Below are 24,781 nucleotides of genomic sequence, written 5' to 3'. Positions count from 1 at the left end.
CTTAACAGCGCCGGATTCCCCTCAATCCTTGGATGGTTCCTGCGCAGGCTGGCTCTCATATCGTATATCGGACACCTGATTCATGTGATTGGAATATCTCGCCGCAGCAAAGAGAAAATCGGATAGCCGGTTCAGGTAGATCATGACCTCGGGATTGATGGCATGTAGTTTGGACAAGCTCACCACCGCTCTCTCCGCTCTCCGACATACGCTACGGCTTACATGCAGAGAGGCAGCCAGAGCGGTTCCTCCCGGTAAAATAAAGTAGGTGATGGCAGGGGTAGAATCCGAAAGCTCGTCAATCCACCCTTCAAGCCGCTTCGCTTTGTCTGAGCTTACTTTCAACTGTTTGGGCGCGAGTGTGGCTAGGTCTACGCCTACATCGAACAAGTCGTGCTGTATGGTCTGCAGCCTATTTTGCAACTGACCGTGTTCTTGGGCCAATACGACACATTGTCCGATGAAGCTGTTGACTTCGTCTACCGTCCCATAGGCTTCGACCCGCTCATCGTCTTTGTCGACACGTCCTCCGATGAGGCTAGTGGTCCCCTTGTCGCCCGTTCTTGTATATAATTTCAAGAAGGTTCCCCCTCTCCCCGGTCCCATCTCATTCAGTAAATGCCCATGTTCGGGTCGAACTGTTCCAAATATTGTTTGACCCTCTGCATAAACCGCCCCGCAACAACCCCGTCCAAAATGCGGTGATCGAACGACAAGCAAAGATTCGCCATGGAACGGATGGCGATACAGTCTTCGTGTATGACCGCAGGTCTGCGGACAATGGACTCGAACGATACAATGGCAGCTTGCGGATCTTGAATAATCGGATACGAGAGTATTGAGCCATATGTTCCTGTGTTAAAGAAAGTGAACGTGCCTCCTTGCATATCGGTTAATGTTAACTTTTGCGCCCTCGCCCGCTCCGCCAGATCTTCCAGTTCAATCGCTATCCCGGCGATCGTTTTGCGGTCCGGATTTCTGAGTACCGGTGTAACGACGTCGTGACCCGAGCCCACCGCAATACACACATGAATCTCTTTGTGGATCGTAATCTTGTCGGAAGCCCAACTTGAATTGACAATCGGATAATCCTTAATGGCATTAACAATCGCCTTCAGCACAAATGGCGTATAGGTCAACTTCACGCCCTCATCGCGCAGGAACTGGTCCTTCAGTCGATGGCGCAGCTTCACGATAGAGGTGACGTCGGCCTCGAGCATCATCCAGGCGTGCGGGATATCCGAAACGCTCTGTCGCCTGAGAGCAGCCAAGGTCTTCCGTGCAGGGCTGACCGCCTTGATCTCGTCACCCGCAGAGTCGATCGCAGACGATGCCTTCTTCCCATACGCCAACACGTCTTTCCGGGAAATTCGCCCGCCCAGACCGATGCCTCGCACGTCCGACAACTCGATCTTCAGCTCTCGCGCCAAGCGCTGAACGACTGGAGACAGCCGTCCGCTATAGTCATCCGTACGATTCGGTCCATGGTCCTCCGGCTCTTTTATCAGACATAGCGTGGAACCGACGGCCGCTTCCTCACCTTCCGCAACTAAGAGTTGCAAGAGCGTCCCTTCGATCGGCGAAGGCATCTGCACCGTAATCTTATCCGTGATCAGCTCGCACAACACGTCGTATTCCTTTACATCGTCACCGGGACACTTCAACCATTTCCCGACGGTTGCCGATACGAGGCTCTCGGCCAAATGGGGTACGACAACCTGGGTGCCCTTCTCCTCGTTCCGCTGCATGACAACCCCCTCCCCTACAGCTTCGCTAACCGGCGCATCGCCTCTTTCACTACAACGGCGTTGGGCAGGAAAAACTTCTCAAGTGTAGGCGCCATCCCAACGGCTGGAATATCCGGCGGACAGCATCGCAGGATAGGCGCGTCCAGATCATAGAGCAGCTGCTCGGCGATCATGGCCGAGACTTCGGCTCCAATTCCGCCTGTTTTATTATCTTCGTGCACGATCAGGATTTTCCCGGTCCGGGCGGCAGCCGCTAAGATCGCGGGCTGATCGAGCGGCTGCAGGGTACGCAAATCGAGTATGTGCGTGCTGATCCCCTCTTCCCGCTCCAGCTCGAAGGCAGCTTGAAGAGCATAATGGACACATATGCCATAAGCGATCACCGTAATGTCGTCCCCTTGACGTTTGATCTCGGCTTGGCCGATCGGAACCGTAAACTCTTCGTCCGGCACCTCATCGGAAATGGACAGATAGCACTTTTTATGCTCGAAATATAAAACCGGATCGTCGTCCCGTACGGCGGCTTTCAGCAAGCCTTTGGCGTCGTACGCGGTCGATGGGGCTACAATCTTAAGCCCGGGGGTGCCGAAAAACACCGATTCGGGACATTGCGAGTGGTACAGTCCGCCTCCGCCTGTAGCTCCGTATGGGGCGCGAATAACTAGCGGACAATGCCAGTCGTTATTGGACCGATAGCGGATTTTGGCCGCTTCGCTGATGATCTGATTGGTCGCCGGAAAAATAAAATCGGCAAACTGGATCTCGGCGATCGGCCGCATCCCCACCATGGCCGCTCCGATCGCGATCCCGACGATCGCCGACTCCGCGAGCGGCGTATCGAGCACGCGAAGCTCCCCGAATCGGTCGCGCATCCCCTTGGTGGCGTTCAGCACGCCGCCCTTCCCGATATCTTCGCCCAGCACGAACACCGTGTCATCCCGTTCCATCTCCTCGGACATCGCCGAGCGAATCGCCTGCAAGTAGGTGTTGATCGCCATGATCCGTCATCCCCTCCTCCGCATACACATGCCGTAAGGTATCCTCCGGGGCCGGATAAGGAGCTTTCTCCGCATATTTCGTTGCTTCGCCCACTTCCCGGATGATCTGCTCGAGTATGGTTTGATCAGACTCCTCGGTGAGAACCCCGCATTCCAACAAATAGCGGCGAAATCGTTCGATGCCGTCCTGCCCTCGGTAATGCTCGACCTCCTCCTTCGTCCGATACAGCATATCGTCGTCCGCGGTTGAGTGCGGGGGGATGCGATACAGCATCGCCTCGATCAACGTCGGACCATAGCCTCGGACAGCGCGTTCTCTGGCTTCCTTCACGACGCGGAACACTTCCAAAGCGTCATTGCCATCCACGCGGTGGCCGGGAAAGCCGTAGCCGGCAGCGCGATCGACGATTCGCCCTGCCACTTGGCGATGTACTGGGATCGAAATCGCATATTGATTGTTTTCGCACAGGAAGATAACGGGCAGCTTGAACAGGCCGGCACAATTAAACGCTTCATGCACATCGCCCTGACTGCTGGAGCCTTCGCCGAACGTGACGAAGGCGACGCGGTCATCCTTCCTCATCACCGAGGTGAGCCCGATGCCGACGGCGTGCAAGAGCTGAGTGGCGACCGGACTGGAGCCGCTCACAATATGATGCTTCTTATACCCGAAATGCCCGGGCATTTGTCTCCCGCCGTTAATATCTTCAGCCCTGAGCAAGGCCGCTAGCATCAGTTCCCGGACAGTCATCCCGACGGAAAGGACGAAGGCGTAATCCCGGTAATAGGGCAGAAAATAGTCATGTTGCTTCTTCAGTGCGAATGCGGCGGCAACCTGCGCCGTCTCCTGGCCGATACTGGAGATGTGAAAAGCCGTTTTGCCCGACCGCTGCAGGAGCAGCGCCCTTTCGTCGAATTTTCTTGCCGTCCTCATGAGGATATACATTTGGAGCACTTGGTCGTCCGTCAACCCGAGCTGAAGATGTTTGGCGCTTGGCTGCAAGGACATGGGATCTCTCCTTTCGCGCTACATGTTTCGCCGGTATTGCCCGCCGACTTCATACAGGGCTCGCGTGATTTGACCTAAGCTGGCAACTCGGACCGTCTGCATCAGCTCCGCGAACACATTCCCTCCGTCCAGCGCCGTCTGCTTCAGCCTCGCCAGTGCGGCCGGCGCCTCCGTGAGATGCCGCTGCTGAAACTGCCGTAAATTCGCGATTTGCTGTTCTTTCTCATCGACCGTAGAACGAGCGACAGGAATCTGTTGCTCCGGGTCTGCCGACGGATTCGGATGCAGGAACGTATTGACTCCGATAATCGGCAGCTCGCCGTTATGTTTCCGGAGTTCGTACAGCATCGATTCGTCCTGGATTTTGCCGCGCTGATATTGCGTCTCCATCGCTCCCAGTACGCCGCCTCGCTCATTGATGCGCTCCAGCTCCTGCAGAACGGCTTCCTCGACTAGATCGGTTAGCTCCTCGATGAGGAATGACCCCTGCAGCATGTTTTCATTTTTGATAAAGCCGAGCTCCTTCGTAATGATCAACTGAATCGCCATCGCCCGCCGCACCGAGTCCTCCGTCGGAGTTGTAATGGCTTCGTCGTAGGAATTCGTGTGCAGGGAGTTGCAATTGTCCAGAATTGCCATGAGTGCTTGCAGTGTGGTCCGAATATCGTTAAAGTCAATCTCTTGTGCATGCAGGGACCGTCCGGACGTTTGGATATGGTACTTCAGCTTTTGGCTCCGCTCGCCCGCCTTGTACTTCATCTTCATAACGATCGCCCAGATTCTGCGCGCCACCCGCCCGATGACCGTATATTCCGGATCCAACCCGTTGCTGAAGAAGAACGATAAATTCGGCGCGAAGTCGTCGATCCGCATCCCGCGGGACAAATAAGACTCGACATAAGTAAAGCCGTTCGCCAAGGTGAAGGCGAGCTGCGAGATCGGATTCGCTCCGGCTTCCGCGATATGATACCCTGAAATCGACACCGAATAATAATGGCGGACCCCGTGGTCGATAAAGTATTGTTGAATATCCCCCATCATACGCAAGGCGAATTCGGTGGAGAAGATGCACGTATTCTGGCCCTGATCCTCCTTCAGAATGTCTGCCTGCACCGTCCCCCGAACGGATTGCAGCGTCTCTCTCCGTACCTGCTCCGCTTCTTCAGGGGTAGGCGCTCTCTCATGCTTGTCACGAAATGCCTCAAGAGCAAAATCAATGGCCGTATTCATGTACATGGCCAGCAGTACCGGCGCAGGGCCGTTGATCGTCATCGAAACGGATGTCAACGCGTCGCATAAGTCGAAGCCCAGGTACAGCCGTTTCATATCGTCTAGCGTGCAAATACTGACGCCGCTCTCGCCGATTTTGCCGTAAATGTCCGGCCGGTAGTCCGGGTCCTCCCCGTACAAGGTGACCGAATCAAAAGCTGTGCTGAGCCGTTTGGCCGGATCGTTACGGGACAAATAGTGAAACCGCTTATTGGTGCGTTCCGGCGTCCCCTCGCCGGCGAACTGCCGCTTCGGGTCTTCCGCCGTATGCTTAAAGGGGAAGACCCCTGCCGTGAACGGGAACCGCCCCGGCACATTTTCCCGATACAGCCACCGGACGAGATCCCCCCAGTCTTGGTATTTGGGCAGACACACCTTCGGGATGCTCAGCCCCGCCAGGCTGGTCGTGGTTAGCTCAGTCACAACGGGTTTGTCTCGAATCCGGGTGACGAACGATTGTCCGGTATAGCGCCTGCGCAGCTCCGGCCATTCGGACAGCAGTTCTCTAGTAGAAGGCTGCATGCTGCTCTCAACGCGTTTCTTAAGCTGATCCAGTGCCGCTGTGGACGGATTGGCTTCCGTTTCGTGCTGCAGAGACTCCAGCACTCCTTGAATTTGATAACTGCGGCTGGCCAACGCGGCTTCCTGGTCGACGAATCGGTTGTATTCCCTTACCGTCCGGACGATTTCTCCCAAGTAGTGCGCTCGTTCATTGGGGATGATCACCTGATCGACGGCACGATGCTCGCTCGAGAAGCTGGGAGCCGGCCATTGCAGGGAACATTTGCGATTGACGGTTTCGACCAAGGCCTCGAAGAGATCATGAATCCCTCGATCGTTGAATCGGCTCGCCATGGTCCCGAACACCGGCATCGATTCGTAGGGCTTGTCGAAAGTCCCGGCGTTTCGCTGCCATTGCTTTTTCACGTCGCGCAGCGCATCCGCCGAACCTCGGCGGTCGAATTTATTAATGGCGACCAGATCGGCATAATCGAGCATTTCGATTTTTTCGAGCTGGGACGGCGCCCCGTAATCACTCGTCATGACGTAGAGGGAGACGTCCGCCAATTGAGCGATGAGATGATCGCCCTGTCCGATGCCGCTTGTTTCCACTAGGATCAGATCGAAGCCGGCGGCCTTCAAGATGGCCAGCGCATGGTCGATCGCCTCCGGCAGCTCACGGCCGGATCCGCGAGTAGCCAAACTTCGCATATACACTCGGTCGGAACGGATGGCGTTCATTCGGATGCGGTCGCCTAACAGGGCGCCTCCTGTACGCTTTTTGGTCGGATCGATTGATAGAATCGCAATGGTTTTGTGCTCATACTGCCTTAGAAATCGCTGAATCAACTCGTCGGTAAGCGAGCTTTTGCCGGCTCCTCCCGTTCCGGTTATGCCGATAACCGGAACGTTCGCTTGCACAAGCCGGATTTGGTTGAACAGATCCCCGAACGATTCAGCGATCGATTCATCGTTATTCAGATGTTCGGCCGCCGTTATGAGCTTGGCGAGGTTCCGTGCCTCCCGATCTATAGCTGTAGCATCCGGTTTCGGGACAAAGCCGGCTAGCATACTGAAATCGCATTCCTTGAGCATGTGATCGATCATGCCCTGCAGCCCCAGCTCCCTGCCGTCCTCGGGAGAGAAAATGCGGGCCACTCCATACTCGTGCAGGCGCTTGATTTCCGATGGAAGGATGACTCCGCCGCCTCCCCCGAACACTTTGATGGAGTCGGCTCCGCGGTCCCGCAACAGATCGATCATATAGGTGAAAAATTCAAGATGCCCTCCCTGATAGGAAGACACGGCGATGCCTTGCACATCCTCCTGGATCGCGGTCTGCACGATTTCATCCACCGAACGGTTATGGCCGAGATGAATAACCTCCGCCCCGCTCGCTTGCAGCATCCGTCTCATAATGTTGATCGACACATCGTGGCCGTCGAATAGTGCCGAGGCGGTCACGAATCTTACTTTGTTCCCAGGGCGATACTTGGATCCCGAATCCATAGGTGTCCCTCCTTCCCAAGACCGACCGAAACCCAAATGCATACGAGAGCGTTCCTTCGACAGAATCGCGTGTACTTAGATGTTATGCGGCGATAACTTGTATACGGTCCATATAGTTGCAGCGAATTAAAAATCCCTTGTTCGGACAATGCTCTCGTACATACAAAAGGAGCCCTCACCTTGTCGTCAAGATGAGGGCTGTTTTCTTCACCTGTCGTTCGACTGCCACTGCCTTTGCTAGGTACTCTATCCTCTCTCCGTACTAATCGGGATCGTTTGCTTTCCCTCTTCGGGCAACGACACCGCGGATAATCTGTACTTCGCTCCAAAAAATACGGCAACAATAGAAACCGGAACGACACTCAATGCGACAACGATCGGTGTAGCAGGCAGCATAAACATCACATAGACCAGCCAGCATAACGGGACATACAGCAGCCATATTCCAACGCCTAGCACACTCGATGCGATCATTCGGCCAATCGGATACCAATCCATTAGGGCGACAATCAGAATCGCGAGTGTCGATAACGTGAATAAGTAACTGATTTCATAGAACAAGACCGTGGTTCCGACAATCAGCAGTACCTGAATCGGCAGCACACTAGCAATGGCTTCGGCAAGCGATCGGTTTCGCATCCGGAAGAACCATACAGCGAGAGCACCCAAGCCATGCGCCAAGGCTATGCAAAGAAAAACCGTATCGTTGTTCGTTGATTTGGTCAACCCCATCGTTTGCGTCAATAACGAGACGACGCCCCAGCTCAGCAAGCCCATCGCGACCATCGTACCCAGCAGCCAGCCCGTGCCGCCGACGATTTGGCGAAGCTTAACCTTGCCCAGCCGAATCTGAATGATCAGCCAAGCCAATGAAGCCAAGCCTGCACATACCGACAGGAGATAGGCTGCAATGTCGCTCAATACCACGAGATTGCCGGTCAGCAATGTGAAAAACACGCTATCCCGGTTTGAACCGCTATCCCGGAACTGCGCTTGCCCGCTATAGTCGGCCATCTCCAAGACCGTCTGCAAGAAGTTATAAGCCGTACCGCGATGCAAATTGTCAAAGGTATCCGACGGCTGATGGTAATGCTCTACGCCCTCCGCCACTGCAAAATTAAGCCCCGGATATCCCGCTTCCAAGAAACTGGTCAAATCCGTACCGTTCGGCATTCTGCGATAAAGCCCCGACAAGAACGAAAAAGCCACGGGGCGTGAGCTCGCGGATTGAAAATGCTGCAACAGCTCATAGTTCGACGTAGACGTTTCAAACATGAGCAGTCCGCCGCGATTCCCGCGTGCATCGAAGTTTAGGACAAGATCGATTTTGCTCTGAAGCTCCGGGTGCGACTTCACAAACGCCTTTGCACCCAGCGCGCTTTCTTCCTCCCCATCCGTGAATAAAAAATAAAGGTCGTTTTTCAAGTCGGGATTTTTTGCTTGTTCTCGCATGGCTTCCAGCAGCGCGCTTACGGACACCATATCGTCAGCGGTGCCAGGGGTGTTGACCTTGCTGTCGTAATGGGCGAGCATTAAGATTCCGCGGTCCGTGCTGGGCGCATCCAGTTTCACCCATATGTTGCTCAAAACCAATCCGCCGATTTCTTCTGAAGGGGCTCTCTTAGGATTGCCATCTGGCAGAGATCCCGAAAGAGGTGTCTTCCGAACGCTTCGTTCACCCATCGGCGGGCCGTCCTGGTCACGATTTGCGGCTTTAATGTCCGCATCGGTGTATGTTTCCCTATCTACTGTTGCTTCCAACCCCATATCGCGGATTTGCGCCAACAGATAGGTTCGTACCTCGTCTAGCTCCTTGGAACCGGATGGGTGGGGGGCTACCGTCATGGCTTGCAGGTGGGCAAGCATTCGTTGATACGCCGAATAATCCGGATTGGACTCAGCTGGCGGCGATGGCGGCCGCAATTGCTCGAAGCCTGTCCAAATCCCAACCGCAAATACGGCAAACATAAGCAAGATCGCTAATTTTCTTCTCATTATTGTTCCTTAACCCTCCTGCAAATTGAAGTATGCACTCACTATACTTCAAGGAAGGTTAAATCAGGGTTAAGATACGACGGCATCCTGACGCAAATCAGCGGTCATCCTTATTTCTCGGTTTCGGCAGCCGAATAACAATGGTGGTGGACACATCCGCCACGCTTTGTACCTGGATTTCTCCGCCGTGCTTTTCGATGACCATCTTCACGATGGATAGCCCCAATCCGCTGCCTCCAAGCTCCCTCGAGCGCGATTTGTCGACGCAATAGAACGGATCGAATATTTTATCGAGCTGATCCTCCGGGATGCCGATCCCCGTATCAAAGATCGTAATTCGGGTGTTGTCGGCGTTCTCTGCCGCAGCGATGATAATGACTCCATTCGGCTTATTATACTTGACCGCGTTATGAATCACATTGTAAAAAGCTCGGTACAAAAGAGGTTTGTCTCCGTACAGCTGCACGTCGGCGGTACGATCGTCGATGCGAATGTTTTTACTTTGAATAGGCTGCAGAAGCTCATCTATAATACTCCCGAACATATCCCTGGCTTCGATTTTCTCGTAAATCGCGACACTCTGTTCGGCGTTCAACTTGAGCAGGTCGTTCACCAAATGGCTGAGACGCTGGGCGTTTTTGAGCGTATCCTCCAGCGTTTCCTTGTATTCGTCTACCGTAGGACGATCGTCAAGCTGCAGCACTTCGATGTTAGCGATCATGGCGGCTAGCGGCGTTTTAAGTTCATGGGCGGCATTGGCCGAAAAATTTTTTTGGGCGTCAAACATTTTCTCCAACTTATGGATCATCCGGTTAAAAGAACGGCTCAGCTTGGAAACCTCGTCATTGGACGGAGGCACCCGGACCTGCCGGAACAAGTTGTTGTCGCCGATTTCCTCAATCTCCTGGCTTAAATCCGTTACAGGCTTCAAGGCTCTTCCGGCAATGAGATAGGTCAAGCCGGTTCCAACAACAATGACGATGATCGTGCTTATAATGCCGACGGTTGTAAACTCCCTATCATTCTGAATCACGGCGGCCCCTGGCCGAAGCGGTACAATCGGTTTTCTCGATAAAAATTCCTCTGGACGACCCTCAATCCTCTGAAAATCTTGCTTATAAATATCTCGCGCGGCGAAGACCGAGGTCATCATCAGGAGGATGGAAGCGGTGGTCAACAACAGCGCCATTAAGAGCGTCAGCCGCAACCGCAACGGAAGCTGATTAAACCGAATCATGCTGCACCTCCGCGATGAAATAGCCGTGCCCTCTTATGTTTTTGACGATCTCTTGATCCCCAAGATGTACGGCAAGCTTCTTTTTGAGCGAATTGATATGAACTTTAAAAGAGTTGGAAAATAAATCGGTTGAACTATCCCATACGTGCTCGATCATCTCTTCGGCGCCTATGACTTTATCCTTGTGCAACATCAGATACTCCAGGATGCCGTATTCCTTCTTAGTTAAGTCGATCGACTGATTTCGAACGTATACCTGCTTTAACGCGGTATCGATTTGCAACTCTCCATGTGCGATTCGCGTATCCGTCAGGATGAATTTTCGGCGAAGCAACGCACGAAGTCTCGCTTCAAGCTCCTTGAAGTGGAACGGCTTCGCCATATAATCGTTGGCGCCGGTGTCGAGCCCAGCGATCTTGTCTTCCACCTCGGAACGTGCCGACAGGATCAACACCTTGACTTCCTCGTCGTTCTTGCGAATTGCTCTCAATACATCCAGTCCGTCTATTCTCGGCAGATTCCAATCAAGCACGATAGCATCGTAATGATTGACATCGGCTCGATGCAACGCTTCTACTCCATCCGCGGCGACATCGACAGCGTATCCGAATTTTTTGAGCCCCGTGGCGATTGCTTTTTGCATCGATAAGTCATCTTCCACAACCAGTACTTTCATCACCATCACCCCCGCATTCCATTCGATCATAATAGCACAGGCTAGGTAAAATTACGGTTAAATTTGTGGACCCGGTGAGCAAAAAATTCAGGATTACCTTCGCTAAGCTCCTCAAAAGAAAAGACGACACCTTCTTTTGTCAAGAACGTGTCGTCTATGCTTATCTTCGTGCGATCGTCTCCCAGTCGGATGCTGTAAAATTGCCCATGTGCCAGAGGGAGATGCCTTTCAGGTTATACACTTTGGCCAGCCAAATTTTTTTGGCGATGCTTTGCGTGTCTTCGTAATAAATTTCGTTCGCGGTGCCGCCGTTCTGGTATCGGATTAACTTCAGGAAGTACGGCATGCTCCATGTTTGAGAAGCATTCGGATCCGCAAGGCGTTTTTCCACTAGATCAATCGCGGGACCGGCCATCGTCGTGATGCCGTTCGTCGTGATCCACTGGTTCGCTTGCTTGGAAATGCCGAGCACGAGTTTGCTCGACGGCACCCCCGACCGGAGGGCTCTCTCCACCCCGTCCCGAACGAGCGGCAATGGCGCTGAAGGGAGACGCGAAGCTTCATGGGTGAAGTCGTAGGCCATCAGGTTAAGGGTATCGGCGGTTTCGCTTAGCCCTTTTAGATCGTAGCCTTTGTAATAATAATCCGTCGGTACGGAAACGGTGAGGCTTTTATTCCCGATGGCTGCTTTGACTTGACGGACGAATTGCAAGTAATTCGGCGCGTCCGAAGCATCCATCAGCCCTTCAAAATCCAAAGAAACACCGGAAAACCCGAATGCAGGGTCGCTAAGACTCGTGACGAGTTGGCCGATAAACGCCTTCTGCGCCGGCGCATCCTGCAGAAATTGCGACAGCTTCTTGCCGTCGCTATAAAACACCATCAAATCTTTCGGCACACGCGCCTGATCTGCGGATTTCACTACGTCCGAATATCCGTCCGGTACTTTGAAGGTGGTCGTATCCGTACCCAGCTTCGCGGTCCCTGCCGTCTCGTATTCCAGATGGGACCAGCCCATCGTGACGTGATCGAGCAGCGGCATCCGGCCGATGGCAGGACTCGATTGGATCGCATAAAATCCGTTTACTTCCAACTCGTTCGTGGCGGCTTCGAGATCGATCAAACGGTAGATCACGGCGGCGGCTTCGCTGCGGATCAATCCGCTTGTGGGCCGGAACCCTTCGTAATCCCCCTCCATCACGGTCTGGTTCACGGTGTAGAATACGTACGGAGCGAGATCGGCACGAATCTGACCGCTATCGGGAAACGCTCGTTGATCGCGTTCTTGCGTCCATCCGCCCGATGTCCACTGCGATCCGCTCGTTCCGGCCTTCTCCAAAAGATACTTCCCGACCACAGCGGCTACTTCTTCACGAAGGATCGGCTGCTCCGGCTTGAATTGTCCGGCCTCATCGACCATAAAATCGATCCAATGCCGCTCCGCAGCGGCGGCGATATAAGGAGTCGACCAGCGATTGGCAGAGTCCGCAGGCACGGTGCCTGATGTGTGGGCCGTATTAAGCTTGGCGGTAGAGACCAACAGCTTGATAAAGGCTTCTCGGGACAAAGCCAATTCGGAGTGATAGCGGGAATCCTCATACCCATCAACAATACCGAGCGCCGATAAAGTGTACACGTACTCTTTTTCCCAAGCCTGGTCCGCCACATCCTGATAAATCGTCATAGGGACGTCGTAAGCATACGCGTTTCCGGCTGTTGTGCACAGGAGAACGGCGGCCATTCCTATTAGTTTCTTGAACATCTCTGTCTCCTTTTCTGTCAGTCTGTGAGGGTCAACTCTATTAGACGTCCAGAAAAGGCAAAAAGTTGCTAGATTTGCGAAAATGGAATATTCTACTAGTCCAATCGAAGGCTAGCCGTGGCCGGTTTTCTACACCATTTGTTTACGTTCTCCCCGGATCCCTCTGAGCCAGTCCCCCACATTGGAGAGCGCATCTTCTTTTTTTACGATCGAGTCATGGTTGTGCTCCGGGATGATGCGGACTTCCGCCTTGCAGAATTTAGCATAGAGGGGCTGATAGGCAGCCGCGTCGAATACCTCATCGTCCGCTCCGACCAGGACGAAAGTCGGCTGGGTCAACTGCGACAAATAGCTCTCGTAGTCGTTCCCCACCATACGCGATAAGGCGAGCCGATAGCTCAAATTGCACGATTCCGTTCCATGCAGCTTGTCGCTGGGTGTGAGTCTTCGGTATACAACGGTGTGGTTGTAACGGCGAATGCCCAGGGCATTGAGCAGCATTAACAGCACATATCGCGGGATGCTTACCTTGGATTCGTTGCCCGATCCGTCTTTTCGATCCAGTGGCCCGTTGGGGTTCAGTGCAGGTGAAAGGAGTAAATACGCAAAAATGTCTTTATGGATCGGTCGTATCGCTTGTCTAAGCGCCGTTGCCCCTCCCGCTGAATGCCCCCCAACTAGGATCCGCGCACCGGGATGACGCTTCTGAACATAACGGAACAAATCTTCAAGGTCATCGTCCGGTTGCCCGATGTAGTCAATGTCGCCGCGGCGAATGGGATTGTTGCCGTATCCCCGCAGATCCGGCAGGTACACGGTGGCGAGCTGATGTCGGGCTACATATTGGCCGAATTCCCTCAAGTATAGACTCGGTTCCGTAATCCCGTGCACAAAAATAAGCACAACATCAGAGGGACCTTCGAAAAATCGATATGGAAGTTGTGCACCATCGCGAGCGGTATATGTTTGAAAGTCTTCAGGGTATGTATGCATAAAGGCCGATCCCTCCTCAATTACTGTGGAACTTCCTCAATCTTACAGGAGGTGTTCGTTCCTGAAAAGGGTATTTATCGATTGCCCCGCCACGCATACAAACCAATCAAATCCACATGGATCAGGAATGCACCCGCTTGTAAAACTAGCTTTTCCATCATTTTTTGCTACCCTTAGCGTTACTACTAAGCTGTCAACGTTTTTTCACCCGCGCCTTTCGCATGTAAAGGCAATAAAGTGATGCCATCATCCTATCCGCCGAAACTTTGCCGAATTTCACCGAATAACGTTGTGGCATCGCCTTATCCATTCTCTAAGGCTAGTTTCATGTTAGAGTCGCGGGAATAAGGTGATCGCATCATTTTATTTCCGAGAGTCCTTCGAGTTACGTGAGAATAAGAGTGTGCGATCACCTTGTGGGTTCATGACTCCAGGGTTTTACGCTGATTTTGCTTCTCCATATATTCAAGATGCATATATCCCCACCCGCACATATCGTTCAACACCGCGCTTAACGTTCTACCGTGATCGGACAAAGTATATTCCACTTTGGGCGGAATCTCCTGATAAACCCGGCGCACGAGGAGTCCATCGCGTTCCATCTCGCGAAGCTGATTCGTGAGCATCCCTTGCGTGACGTTCGGAAGCAGACGTCTCAATTCGCCGAACCGTTTGGTTCCCTCGTTAAGCAAAATAAACAAAATGAGCGGCTTCCACTTCCCTCCGATCACATGCAGAGTAGCCATAATGCCTTGTGTCGTATTCGGGTCGCGCATTCCTTCCCGCATGTGCCCAGCTCCTTCATGACCGATTTTGACGATCGTCTTACCTGTACAATAGCAAAGTATCCGGATTTTCAACAGTACGAGGATTTTTCGTACTTAGTACGGTAAACCGTACTAAGCGAGTCGAAACCAAGCGGGGTCTATCGTACCCTTTACAGGACCTAGTATGAATAAACTGCGTACTTTGCAAAAATGAAAATCCCCCCAATAATGAGGATGTAAATCGCGATTTTACGAAAATCAAGAAAGGATGAACAGTCATGAAAATTATGGTTATTGTCGCACATCCCAATCTGAAAGGGTCCCGGGCCAATCAAGCGTTGGCTCATGAGTTGAATAACTACCCGGACATCTATGTCCGCGATCTATATCAGGAGTACCCGAATTGGGAGATCGACGTGGAGCGGGAACAACGGACTCTCCTTCTATTCGACCGGATCGTATTTCAGTTCCCCTTTTACTGGTACAGCTGCCCGCCTCTTCTCAAAAAATGGTTCGACGATGTGTTAACGTATGGCTGGGCTTTCGGACCCGGAGGGGATCATCTGAAAGGGAAACAATATATAATCGCTACAACAACGGGCGGGCCGGAAAACGGATACCGTTCGGGCGGCTCCAACTGGTTTACGATAAGTGAACTACTAAGGCCGATCCAAACCACCCTCACCAGATGCAACGGTACTTATCTTCCTGCTTTCGTAACCTACAATGCGGATCAAGCCACAGATGACTACCTCCTGCAAGAGGCTAAGAAATATGTGGACCACATCCAAGCTCCTGAGCGCGTGCTCGTCCATTAAGCGAAAAAAGACACCATCGGTGTCTTTTTTCATTTGGATTGTCCTCTCCGCACCTTGCCCGTTAGCCATTGAGTGCAAACACCCAAGGAGAGCAGAATCACTACGCCGAGCACCATCCACCCGAGGACGGGGATATTGGCAAAGGCGGTAATCAGGGCCGCACCCGTCAGGACCTTGAACCAATCGGCCCTCCGCTCGTTCAGGGGCAACCACTCCCCAATACGGGTACTGAGTACCGTGACGCCAATGACCAGGGCTACGATCAATACCAGCAGGACGAGCACCAATAACGGAATGCCGATAATTGTGACCAGCAGCAGCACACTTAACGCAGCGAGGATCAAACCGCTCCAAAAGCCTTGATTGAGCAGTTTCCCTAACGGCCCCGATCCATATCGTTTCATGAAAGCAGCAGCTTTCTGTCTGCCCAGTACACAGATGAGCACCGGAATGAGCACGAGAAGCAGGCTGCCTGCTAGCTGCAAGATCCACAACCCCAGGACCAGACCTCCCCCGAGCAGCAAGCTGTTCTGAGTTGCCGAATCCAACGAGAAATTATAGAGATCGTCCCCAAGGACGGCTCCCGATTCTTGTTTCACTTCACCCCCGATTACGACAATCAACCCCTCCACTTGGGCGGTGCCGGCCAATTGCAAATGGCCGTTGACCACAACTACGATCCCCTTCACATGACCTTGGATATTCGCATCCCCGCCGACAACGTACACATCGTCGACGGTCTGTCCCTCGGGTACGATCGTATTCTGGTGTTCAAACAGACTTTTCGCCGACGCCATCTGGGGACTGAACAGCAGGAACAGCATCGCGAATAATGGAATTAGCATCTTTTTCACAGCTTCACCCCCCTACTCATTGCTCAGAAGCAATTGCCGGAGCGAGTAACCCGACAGCATCAGGACCCCGACCGCTAACAGGATCGTTAATCCGGATAAAACCGGAGCGGTTGCGATAAAATGGGACACGAAATACAGGAGGGCGATCAGCACTTTCACGACCCCCGATAACATCTTCACGATTACGGTCCCCGCCATAATCAACAAGACGCTTAGAAGCGCTAACGATACCAACGGAATCGAAAGCCATCCTTTGGCGGCCGGTTCTGGAGTCGGCTTTTGAGCGAGTGCTTGTAGAATTCGACTCTCCAGCTCATTCGGAGCTTGAATGTGCTCATATGCCCCAACTACAGCCTGTCGCAAGCCCAACAGATCCTCCAACAGTTCCCGGCATCGTTCACACGAAGCGAGATGATGCTCTACTTCAAGTCTCTCCGTCTCATTCAACTCATCATCCATATACGCCGACAGTCGTTCATCGGGATGGTTTATCATGTTAGTCATCCTTTTTCCACTCTTTTCGTAGAGCGAGCCTCGCCGCGAACAAACGGGATTTGACCGTCCCTACGGGAATCCCGAGCATTTCAGCCATTTCTTCATACCGATAACCCTGAATATCGTGAAGCGCGATAGCGGCTCGATGCTCCTCCGAGAGATGATCCATCGCTTCCTCGATAGACATGTTGGTATGCGAGTCGTTGTAGCCGATACGCTCCATCTCCTCAGGGTACCTCTCCGCGACCGGCGCGGTAATCTTGCGCTTCTTCAAGCGATCCAGACACAGATTCGAAACGATCCGGGTCATCCAGGAGGAGAATGCGTAGGCGCTTTCCAATTTCGATAACGAATAGAATACTTTCACGAAAGCTTCCTGTACGACATCTTCCGCTTCCATCCGATCCCCCAGCATCCCCATAGCATGCCGGTATACCTGATGCTTATACCTGGTTACGAGCTCGGCAAAAGCTTCCCGGTCGCCATCCTGGGCACGCTGAAGGATCAGATGCAGTTCATCGTCCACACTCGATCATCTCCTACCGGTAACACAACCAGTAAAGCCCCGTACTGACCGCAATCCCGAATATAGCTCCAGCAATGACTTCAATCGGCCGGTGCCCCAGCATCTCTTTTAACGCCGGAAGGTTATGGCTATCTTGTCCTTCATCTCGGATGACCGTCATCAGCCGATTGATAAATGTGGCATGAATACCGGCATGTCTTCGGATCCCGGCGGCATCGAACATCGTGATGGCACTCAGGACGACACCGATGGCGAATCCGGTAGAGGAGACGCCGGCCTTCCATGCGATGGCTGTCGTGAGCGAAGTGACCGCGGCGGAATGCGAACTGGGCATCCCTCCCGTACTTAACGCAATGGCCGGATTCCACGATCTTTGCATAACCAGGAACAGCGGCACTTTGATGAACTGAGCCATTAGGATAGCCAACAGCGCTGCCATTAACGGATAATTGTGAAAAAGTGCAGTCATACTCGGTCCCCCCTCTGTTATACCATAATGGGTGTCGGTCGTTGCAGTTTCCTTAGAATTTCGAGGACGATGACATTGAGGCTCAGCCAGACCATGCCGAACACATAGCCGGCGATAACATCGCTGGGATACTGCACGTTGAAGTAGACCCGGCTAATTCCGACCAGCAGACATAACGCGATCGTTACAAGAATGGCGGCCACATGCAATCTGACATTCCTGTAATGACGAACCAATAAAAAGGCGGCAAACCCGCTAACCGTAATGGAAGAGAGCGTCTCTTCACTCGGGAAAGTGTAGAATGTGGGAGCGCCTGCGGCGGAAGGGCCTGCTCGGTGGAACAAAGCCCTTAAGCTTTCATCCAACACTTCGCCCCCGACTACAACCCACACTAGGAACAGCAGCTCGAGTACCTTGTCCTTGCTCCGAATCATGATCCCGATCCCGGTAAGCACGATTAGCGGAACGTAGAACGTATACGTGCCTAGCTGCTGGAACAAGTACATCCATTCCTCCCATCGGGAATTGAATCCGGCATGAACAAGGTAGGAAGCAACCGTATCGAATGAAGTAAATTCCCGCGCCCAGAAATCCTGAATCAATCCCAACATCAAGGATACGAACAAGACAAAGATCGTATAGGCGGCCAGCACCAGAAACCGGACTTTCCCGAACGAATTGAAATACTGAATCCCTTGGACAAGCAGTCGATTAGCCGTATCCAGAATAGATTGCCGAGAACGTCGGATGACGAGCACCAAAAGGGAAATCACAGCAGATGCGATCGCGAAAAGGATTAGATAGCGGTTCACGGTCCGGTGATACTCTTCCCACTTGGGTCCCAATAGTTTCCCGAGCGAAATAAACAAACCGGTCCAGATGACAGCGCCAGAATAAGCATACAAAACATATTTCTTAAAAGGCATTCGCGTGATGCCGCAGAAATATCCGGTAATATGACGGACACCGGGGATGAAATACGCGACTACAACCAGCTTATCCCCGTATTGCTCGAACCAGCGGTCGATCCGCTCAAACTTCTCTTCCCCCATATGAAACCGGGAGCCATACTTGATAATAACCGGCTTTCCTAATCTATAACCAATCCAGTAGGAGACCGTAATGCCCGCCATTACCCCTGTGCCGGCAGAGCCTATAGCGAGAAGCGTGTTCAGCTTCCCTTCGAACACAAGCAGGCCCGCATAGCTCATTAACAATTCTCCGGGAAGGGGCAAGGCAAGCATCTCCAGGAATAGTCCTATGAAGAGCACTACGTATCCATAGTGCTCCAGCCAACTCGTTAAAAAACTCACACCCCTCACCTCATCAGGTATTGTGAGCGCGGGAGAGGTGATTTATCCCTGAACATCCATTCGTACAAGATCGGAATGACCACGAAGCTGTTCAAGGTGGAAGTCACCATCCCTCCGATCACAACAATACCCAGGATTTGCGAGACGACCGTGTCGGCATTATGGGACAAAGCTAGCGGAATCAGAGTAAGAATCGTTGTCCCGGCCGTCATGAAGATGGGCCTTACTCTGGACAAGCTTCCTTGCGTAACGGCGTCTCGAACGCTCATTCCGTCTCTACGGTTCCGTTCGATCGTGTCCATTAACACGATGCCGTTCGTGACGACGATGCCTGTAAGCATCAGGACGCCGATTAACGCCGCGAGATTCCACTGGCCGTGGATCGCATACAGCGACAGAACGACACCCGACAGGGCAAGCGGAATGCTGATTAATACCGAGAATGGCGCTTTCCAGCCTTTGAACACGAAGCTCGTGATAAGGAGGACGAGCAGGATAGACACGATTACGGCGATCGTCATCTCGACGATCATCTGCTTCACTTGCTGCGTGATGCCGCCCAGCGAGTACGTAACGCCGTCCGGGAACGGAACGGTCTTTAATTTGTTGTCCACCGCTTTGGAGACGGTGCTAATGTCCTTGGAGATGATTTGGGCGGTGACAACGGCAATGGGCTGACCATCCCGTTCTTGAATGGACGATGGCGCATCGCTCGCTTGGATCGATCCGAGTTGGGCGAGACGGTATTGTTCTCCGTTGCGACCTGTCACCGTCTCTGAACGAAGTACCGCAAGAACCTGGTCCGGTGTATAATCCGTTACCGTGCTACCGTCTGCTGTGGTTTTTACAGGATTGATGTAGACGTCTACCGGTATAGCTCCGGTTGAAGCCGGGATCGTGAAGTCGCTCCCCTTCGCCATATATCGAGCCATAATCCGGTTAATATCGTCTGTTGACACCCCCGCTTGCTCCACTTTCGTACGATCGAGCTTGATGGCGTATTTGGAAATGCCATTTGTGAGATCGGTTCTACCGGCAACGCTTAAGCCCGGGACATCGGCCAGCTTGGTTCGAACGGACTGGGCCGCGGTTTCAAGGGTTTGCTGATCCGCCCCGCTGAGCGTGATTTTGATTTGTGAATCGTCGCCTGCCAAGCTCTGGTTCGTTACCGTTACTTTCGCTTTATTCGACCCGGCCGAGAGAGAAGACTGAAGCGCAGCGATGGCCGAATCGACGTCGGCGTTATTTTTAATCGAGACCGCTAAATTCGCCACGTTCGGCTGCTGAATATAGCCTCCGCCTTGATCGAATACATCGTCCGCTTGCGGGGTAAAGGAAGAACCGAAGGTGGACGAATAGGAATCCACGAGTGGATTTTGCTGCAAGACCCCTTCCACTCGTCTAACTTCCCGGTCTACATCGGCTAGCGGACTCCCTTTAGGCAGCTCCAATTGGATCGCAATTTGCCCCGTCGCGGGGCTTGGGAGGAGACTGAACGGAAGTCGGGCGGCGAGCAGCGCCGAGATGACGAAGACAATCAGGGAAACACTGATGACCCATTTTCGATGCTTCAAGGCCGATTGCAAGAGCGGCTTCATAACCGGCTCCAGCGTTACCGCCTTCGTATTGGGCATTCTCCAGCCCATAAAAGCCATCGTAGGTATGACCACCATGGCCACCAAGAACGAGACTACAAGGGCGATTACTACGGACCACGCAAATCCTGAATAGGAAGCGCCGATAATGCCGCCGACCAAGGCGATCGGCACATACACGGCGATAGTCGTCGCTGTGGAAGCGAAGATCGCCGGCAGCATCTCGATCGCAGCGGCGCTCAGCACGCCGAGAATGGGCTTATCCTTATTGTCCTGGGCCCTGCGATACATATTGTCCAGGATGACGATGGCGTCGTCTACGATCCGCCCCATGGCCACAATAAGTCCGGAAACGGTCAAAATGTTAAGCGTGACGCCCATCGATTTCAGAATTGCCGTAGTGGCCAATAATGAAATCGGCAGAGAAACGGCAATAATAAGCGTGGAACGTAGATTACGGAAGAACAGCAGCACGCAGAGCATCGAGAATACACAGCCCAAGATGCCTTCTCTTAAGAGTCCCATCAGGGAGTTGTTCAGATCATGAGCACGGTCCAAAACGAGATTCATGGACACATCTCCGCTCTGAACGGCTGGTAATGCGTCGACTCTTTGTTTCACGCTATCCGCTACAGACGTAATATTGGCTGAAGGAGTCTTGATTACGTTGATCAGGACGCTTGCTTGGCCATTCGTGCGCGAGACCGTCTTGACGTCAGTCAACGACTTGGACTCATCGGCCACAGCCGATAACGGTACGCTCTTCCCGTCCTTATTCTTGATGGCGAGGTTGACCACCTGTTGCTCCGTCAAATCCATGCCTTCCACCCTAACCGAGAAAGAAGCTTTCCCGTTCGCAATATTGCCTTGCAGGTTAGGCAGATCGGCCGCAATCGATTTGTTGAAGTCGTCCAGCGTCATCCCGTTCTGGACCAGATCCTTCATCCGAAGGGTGATGACATACCCGTTCTGGGCTCCCCCTACCGTCTGAACATCGGCGACACCGGGGACGGACTTCAGCTGCTTAACAATGTCAGTCTGAACGGTCGACTGAAGGGCGAGCTCGTCGACTTGCTTGCCATTAGCCGTCAGGCTGTAGCTGAGTATCGGGAACGTGCTCGTCGTCAGTCGCGTGACCGCAGGGCTGTTGACGCCATTCGGCAAATCAGCGTCGTTCAAAGCTTGTTTGATTTGATTCTCCGCCTTGGACATATCATACTTCATCGGGTAATACAGATTCATAAGCAAGCCCCCATCGTAGGAGGTTGTCTCTACGTTCGTTAATCCGTCCGTTTTATGGATGGCGTCTTCGATCGGAGGCGTAATATCGCGACGGATTTGATCCGCCTGATAGGCCGAAGCCCGCAGGGAGACCATTAACGTCGTATTATTGATGCCCGGCAAGTAATCCCGCTGCATTTGATAGGCCGATACAGCCCCCCATGCCAGGATCAGAACGGTGCATATAACGATGATCACGGCTCGCTGCATGATCGATTCGATGATTTTCTTCATATCGGAGTCTCCTTTGTGGTCGAGATAACTAAAAGGACTCCGCTTCCGTCTATATTGTTCATCCGCATGAACAAAAAAAAATAAAGCCGCTAGGGTAGCGACTTTATGAAACTCCATTAGTGTACGTAAATGCCCCTTTTATATTGGACAGGCGGGTCGACTTTTCTGGCTACGGACTTGATCGCGTGAAGAGCCCAATACGGATCGTTCAGCATGCCGCGGCCTACGGCAACGAGGTCGGCATCTTCATTGGCGAGGGTGGCTTCCGCGACAAACGGGTCATCCAGCTTACCAACCGCAATAACGGGAACATCCAACGCTTGCTTGAAAGCTCGTGCGAACGGAACTTGATACGCCGGGTGGTTGCCTGGTTTCACCTGCCCGGGAGGAGCCTCCCCGCCGCTCGAGACGTGGAACACATCGACTCCGGCCGCTTTATACTTTTTGGCGATTTCGAGGGAATGCTCGAGCCCATACCCTCCATCCATATACTCGACGGCTGAAATTCTCAGGATCAGCGGCATTTCTGCAGGTATTACGCTGCGAACCGCCTCAATGATCTCCACTCCAAAAAGGGACAAATCGTGCCCATACTCATCGGTCCTGTTATTAATGCCGGGGGAATGGAACTGATGGATCAAGTAGCCGTGGGCTCCGTGAAGCTCGATCGTGTCAAAACCGGCCTCGACCGCTCTCCTGGCCGCCTCTTTGTATTTGATAACCATCGCCTTCACCTCATCCGTTGTCAAGGCTCGTGGAGGCGTTAAATCTTCACCCGCTACTGGGATCGCCGAAGCGCTGACCGGCTGCTCCGCATCTTGGGCTTTGCGTCCTGCATGGGCAATCTGGATGCCGATCTTCGTTCCATATTTGTGAACTTCGGACACGATGCGCTTGTACGCAGGGATCTGTTCATCAGACCATAAGCCCAAGTCCCGGTTCGTAATCCGGCCGTCCGGCTCGACATCCGTCATTTCCACAATGATGAGCCCTGCTCCCCCAACAGCCCGGGATACATAATGAACATAATGCCACTCATTCGGCGTTCCGTCTTCGGCATCCACCGAGTACTGGCACATCGGGGGCATGACAATCCGGTTTTTGAGTTCAAGCCCTTTCAGGGAAAAGGCAGCATCTAATTTGGCCAATCGGATCACTCCCGCTTGAATGGATGAATTACTCCTGTTGCTATTATGCAAAACTCCAGCCCGGTCCATGCTCGACTTCACGAAACCCATCAGAGTTCGATGATCTTCGTTGCCACATGGTCGCAAAATTCACGGTCATGCTCCACAAAGAGAATCGTCGGCGAGTATTCGAGCAGCAGCTCCTCAATCTGCATGCGGGAGATGACATCGATGAAATTTAGCGGTTCATCCCAAACATGCAAATGCACGTTTTCGCAAAGGCTCTTGGCGATGAGCACCTTCTTCTTTTGCCCGCCGCTGAAGGAGGACAGATCTTTCTCGAATTGGACTCTGGCGAAATCCAGTTTTCTTAAAATCGATTTAAACAGGCTTTCATCAATTCCTTGCTCTCTCGCGTAATCCGTCAAGTTGCCCTGCAAAAGCGAAGTATCCTGGGAGACGTAAGAGATTTTCAGCTGACTTCCAATCCGGCAAGCGCCCGTATACGGGATAGGCTCGCCGCAGATGAGTTTGAGAATACTGGATTTGCCCGAACCGTTCCGGCCGGAAAGCGCAATTCGCTCCCCTTGCTCAATCGTAAAACTAATGTCCTCGCAAACGACCTTGTCTCCATAAAAAATCGATACCTTGTCCAATTCAGCCAGACGGCTTTTATGATAGGTTAATTGCGAAATTTTCAAGGCTTCCGAGGATTCAATGTTTTTAAGCAGGTGGGACTTTTCCTCGACCGCCGCGTGCTGTCTTTGCTCGATCGATTTTGAGCGTTTCATCATTTTCGCCGCTTTGTGGCCAACGTACCCTTTATCGACTTTGGAGCCTGAGTTTCTTGTCCCGTTCTTCGTTTTCTCGACCTCATGCGACCAATGGCTCGTTCGGCTTGCCGCATCCGACAGGCGTTTAATGTCCTTCTTCAGCTTATCGTTCTCGGCCAGCTCGTTTTGATCTTGCCGCTGTTTATTGTCCCACCAATCGGAGAAATTCCCTTTTTGAATCTCAATGTTGGTCTTATTGATGGATAGGATGTGATCGACGCAGTGATCCAGGAAGGCCCGGTCATGAGACACGAGGATGAAGCCGCGCTTTGTCCTGAGATACTCGCTGACGAGCTGTCTGGCCTGCATGTCCAGATGATTGGTCGGTTCATCGATTAACAGGAAGCTATTGTCCTTAAGGAACAAGGCGGCCAGCAATACTTTCGTCTGCTCACCATTGGACAAAGAATCGAAGGGCCGATACAGGACATCATCGGATACCTGGAGCAAGGAGAGTTCGCGCATCAGCTGCCAATGTTCATAGTCCGGAATGATGGCTTCGATCACGTCGAGAGTGTTATGATCCCTATTCTCGACCGGGAAGGGAAAATACTCGAAGCTCACGCTAGCCGAAATGGTTCCGCTGTATTCATATTTGCCTAGCAACAAGTTCAGAAAGGTGGTTTTCCCTCTGCCGTTTCTTCCCGTAAAGCCCAATTTCCAATCGGTATCCATCTGAAAACTTACGTTCTCAAAGATGTTGTCGTAGCTGCCGTCGTAGGCAAAGGTCAAGTTCGATATATTAATTAATGACATAAACAAATCCTCCCCG

Annotated in this window: 20 protein-coding genes; 1 reads left to right on the top strand and 19 read right to left on the bottom strand. The window is 52.6% G+C overall.

The window, feature by feature from the left end:
- Positions 1-21: 21 nt before the first annotated feature.
- From ACI5FR_RS07625 to ACI5FR_RS07575, 11 genes are all read right to left on the bottom strand, one after another.
- On the bottom strand, positions 22-579 hold the full coding sequence (locus tag ACI5FR_RS07625) for a cob(I)yrinic acid a,c-diamide adenosyltransferase (RefSeq protein ID WP_405452535.1): 558 nt from the start codon (positions 577-579) through the stop codon (positions 22-24).
- A gap of 32 nt (positions 580-611) precedes the next feature.
- Entirely contained in the window at positions 612-1,748 is a 1,137-nt protein-coding gene (locus tag ACI5FR_RS07620; protein ID WP_405452532.1) for a dihydrolipoamide acetyltransferase family protein, read from the bottom strand.
- Positions 1,749-1,762: 14 nt separating this feature from the next.
- Complete coding sequence (locus ACI5FR_RS07615; RefSeq protein ID WP_405452529.1) at positions 1,763-2,746, bottom strand: alpha-ketoacid dehydrogenase subunit beta; 984 nt, start codon at positions 2,744-2,746, stop codon at positions 1,763-1,765.
- Positions 2,682-3,755, bottom strand: a complete 1,074-nt coding sequence (locus tag ACI5FR_RS07610; RefSeq protein ID WP_405452526.1) for a thiamine pyrophosphate-dependent dehydrogenase E1 component subunit alpha — start codon at positions 3,753-3,755, stop codon at positions 2,682-2,684. The genes ACI5FR_RS07615 and ACI5FR_RS07610 overlap by 65 nt, the downstream gene beginning before the upstream one ends.
- 18 nt (positions 3,756-3,773) lie before the next feature.
- Positions 3,774-7,034: a fused isobutyryl-CoA mutase/GTPase IcmF gene (gene icmF / locus ACI5FR_RS07605; protein WP_405452523.1), complete on the bottom strand. Its 3,261-nt coding sequence runs from the start codon at positions 7,032-7,034 to the stop codon at positions 3,774-3,776.
- A gap of 246 nt (positions 7,035-7,280) precedes the next feature.
- Positions 7,281-9,029 (bottom strand): M20/M25/M40 family metallo-hydrolase, encoded by a 1,749-nt coding sequence (locus tag ACI5FR_RS07600; protein ID WP_405452521.1) that lies wholly within the window; start codon positions 9,027-9,029, stop codon positions 7,281-7,283.
- Positions 9,030-9,126: 97 nt separating this feature from the next.
- Complete coding sequence (locus ACI5FR_RS07595) at positions 9,127-10,266, bottom strand: sensor histidine kinase (protein WP_405452518.1); 1,140 nt, start codon at positions 10,264-10,266, stop codon at positions 9,127-9,129.
- Positions 10,253-10,942, bottom strand: a complete 690-nt coding sequence (locus tag ACI5FR_RS07590) for a response regulator transcription factor (protein ID WP_405452515.1) — start codon at positions 10,940-10,942, stop codon at positions 10,253-10,255. The genes ACI5FR_RS07595 and ACI5FR_RS07590 overlap by 14 nt, the downstream gene beginning before the upstream one ends.
- A gap of 160 nt (positions 10,943-11,102) precedes the next feature.
- Complete coding sequence (locus tag ACI5FR_RS07585; protein ID WP_405452513.1) at positions 11,103-12,704, bottom strand: glycosyl hydrolase family 18 protein; 1,602 nt, start codon at positions 12,702-12,704, stop codon at positions 11,103-11,105.
- Positions 12,705-12,833: 129 nt separating this feature from the next.
- The gene (locus ACI5FR_RS07580; protein ID WP_405452510.1) at positions 12,834-13,607 is read right to left on the bottom strand and encodes an alpha/beta hydrolase; all 774 of its coding nucleotides are present in this window, start codon (positions 13,605-13,607) and stop codon (positions 12,834-12,836) included.
- 512 nt (positions 13,608-14,119) lie between these two features.
- On the bottom strand, positions 14,120-14,485 hold the full coding sequence (locus ACI5FR_RS07575; protein WP_405452507.1) for a winged helix-turn-helix transcriptional regulator: 366 nt from the start codon (positions 14,483-14,485) through the stop codon (positions 14,120-14,122).
- A 257-nt stretch (positions 14,486-14,742) separates the two neighbouring features.
- Between ACI5FR_RS07575 and ACI5FR_RS07570 the strand changes: the two genes are divergently transcribed.
- On the top strand, positions 14,743-15,282 hold the full coding sequence (locus ACI5FR_RS07570; RefSeq protein WP_405452504.1) for an NAD(P)H-dependent oxidoreductase: 540 nt from the start codon (positions 14,743-14,745) through the stop codon (positions 15,280-15,282).
- A gap of 29 nt (positions 15,283-15,311) precedes the next feature.
- Here the strand turns inward: ACI5FR_RS07570 and ACI5FR_RS07565 are convergent, their stop codons facing one another.
- From ACI5FR_RS07565 to ACI5FR_RS07530, 8 genes are all read right to left on the bottom strand, one after another.
- Positions 15,312-16,136: a bactofilin family protein gene (locus tag ACI5FR_RS07565; RefSeq protein WP_405452501.1), complete on the bottom strand. Its 825-nt coding sequence runs from the start codon at positions 16,134-16,136 to the stop codon at positions 15,312-15,314.
- Between the two features lie 12 nt (positions 16,137-16,148).
- Positions 16,149-16,640: an anti-sigma factor family protein gene (locus ACI5FR_RS07560; protein ID WP_405452499.1), complete on the bottom strand. Its 492-nt coding sequence runs from the start codon at positions 16,638-16,640 to the stop codon at positions 16,149-16,151.
- Positions 16,633-17,157 carry an RNA polymerase sigma factor gene (locus ACI5FR_RS07555; RefSeq protein ID WP_405452496.1) on the bottom strand — a complete coding sequence of 175 codons (525 nt, stop codon included), beginning with the start codon at positions 17,155-17,157 and terminating at the stop codon, positions 16,633-16,635. The genes ACI5FR_RS07560 and ACI5FR_RS07555 overlap by 8 nt, the downstream gene beginning before the upstream one ends.
- Positions 17,158-17,170: 13 nt before the next feature.
- Positions 17,171-17,626, bottom strand: a complete 456-nt coding sequence (locus ACI5FR_RS07550) for a divergent PAP2 family protein (protein WP_405452493.1) — start codon at positions 17,624-17,626, stop codon at positions 17,171-17,173.
- Positions 17,627-17,643: 17 nt separating this feature from the next.
- Positions 17,644-18,897 carry a bifunctional DedA family/phosphatase PAP2 family protein gene (locus tag ACI5FR_RS07545; protein WP_405452962.1) on the bottom strand — a complete coding sequence of 418 codons (1,254 nt, stop codon included), beginning with the start codon at positions 18,895-18,897 and terminating at the stop codon, positions 17,644-17,646.
- Positions 18,898-18,944: 47 nt separating this feature from the next.
- Positions 18,945-22,049, bottom strand: coding sequence for an efflux RND transporter permease subunit (locus tag ACI5FR_RS07540; protein WP_405452490.1), 3,105 nt, complete (start codon positions 22,047-22,049; stop codon positions 18,945-18,947).
- Between the two features lie 116 nt (positions 22,050-22,165).
- Positions 22,166-23,197 carry an NADH:flavin oxidoreductase/NADH oxidase gene (locus ACI5FR_RS07535; protein ID WP_405452487.1) on the bottom strand — a complete coding sequence of 344 codons (1,032 nt, stop codon included), beginning with the start codon at positions 23,195-23,197 and terminating at the stop codon, positions 22,166-22,168.
- A gap of 89 nt (positions 23,198-23,286) precedes the next feature.
- The gene (locus ACI5FR_RS07530) at positions 23,287-24,765 is read right to left on the bottom strand and encodes an Lsa family ABC-F type ribosomal protection protein (protein ID WP_405452484.1); all 1,479 of its coding nucleotides are present in this window, start codon (positions 24,763-24,765) and stop codon (positions 23,287-23,289) included.
- Between the last annotated feature and the right edge of the window lie 16 nt (positions 24,766-24,781).

This window comes from Paenibacillus sp. HJGM_3 (genome assembly GCF_045062745.1).
In the GTDB taxonomy this organism is placed as follows: domain Bacteria; phylum Bacillota; class Bacilli; order Paenibacillales; family NBRC-103111; genus Paenibacillus_AA.
The sequence above is the reverse complement of the archived record's forward strand: the minus strand, read 5'-3'. Positions and strand labels throughout refer to the sequence as shown.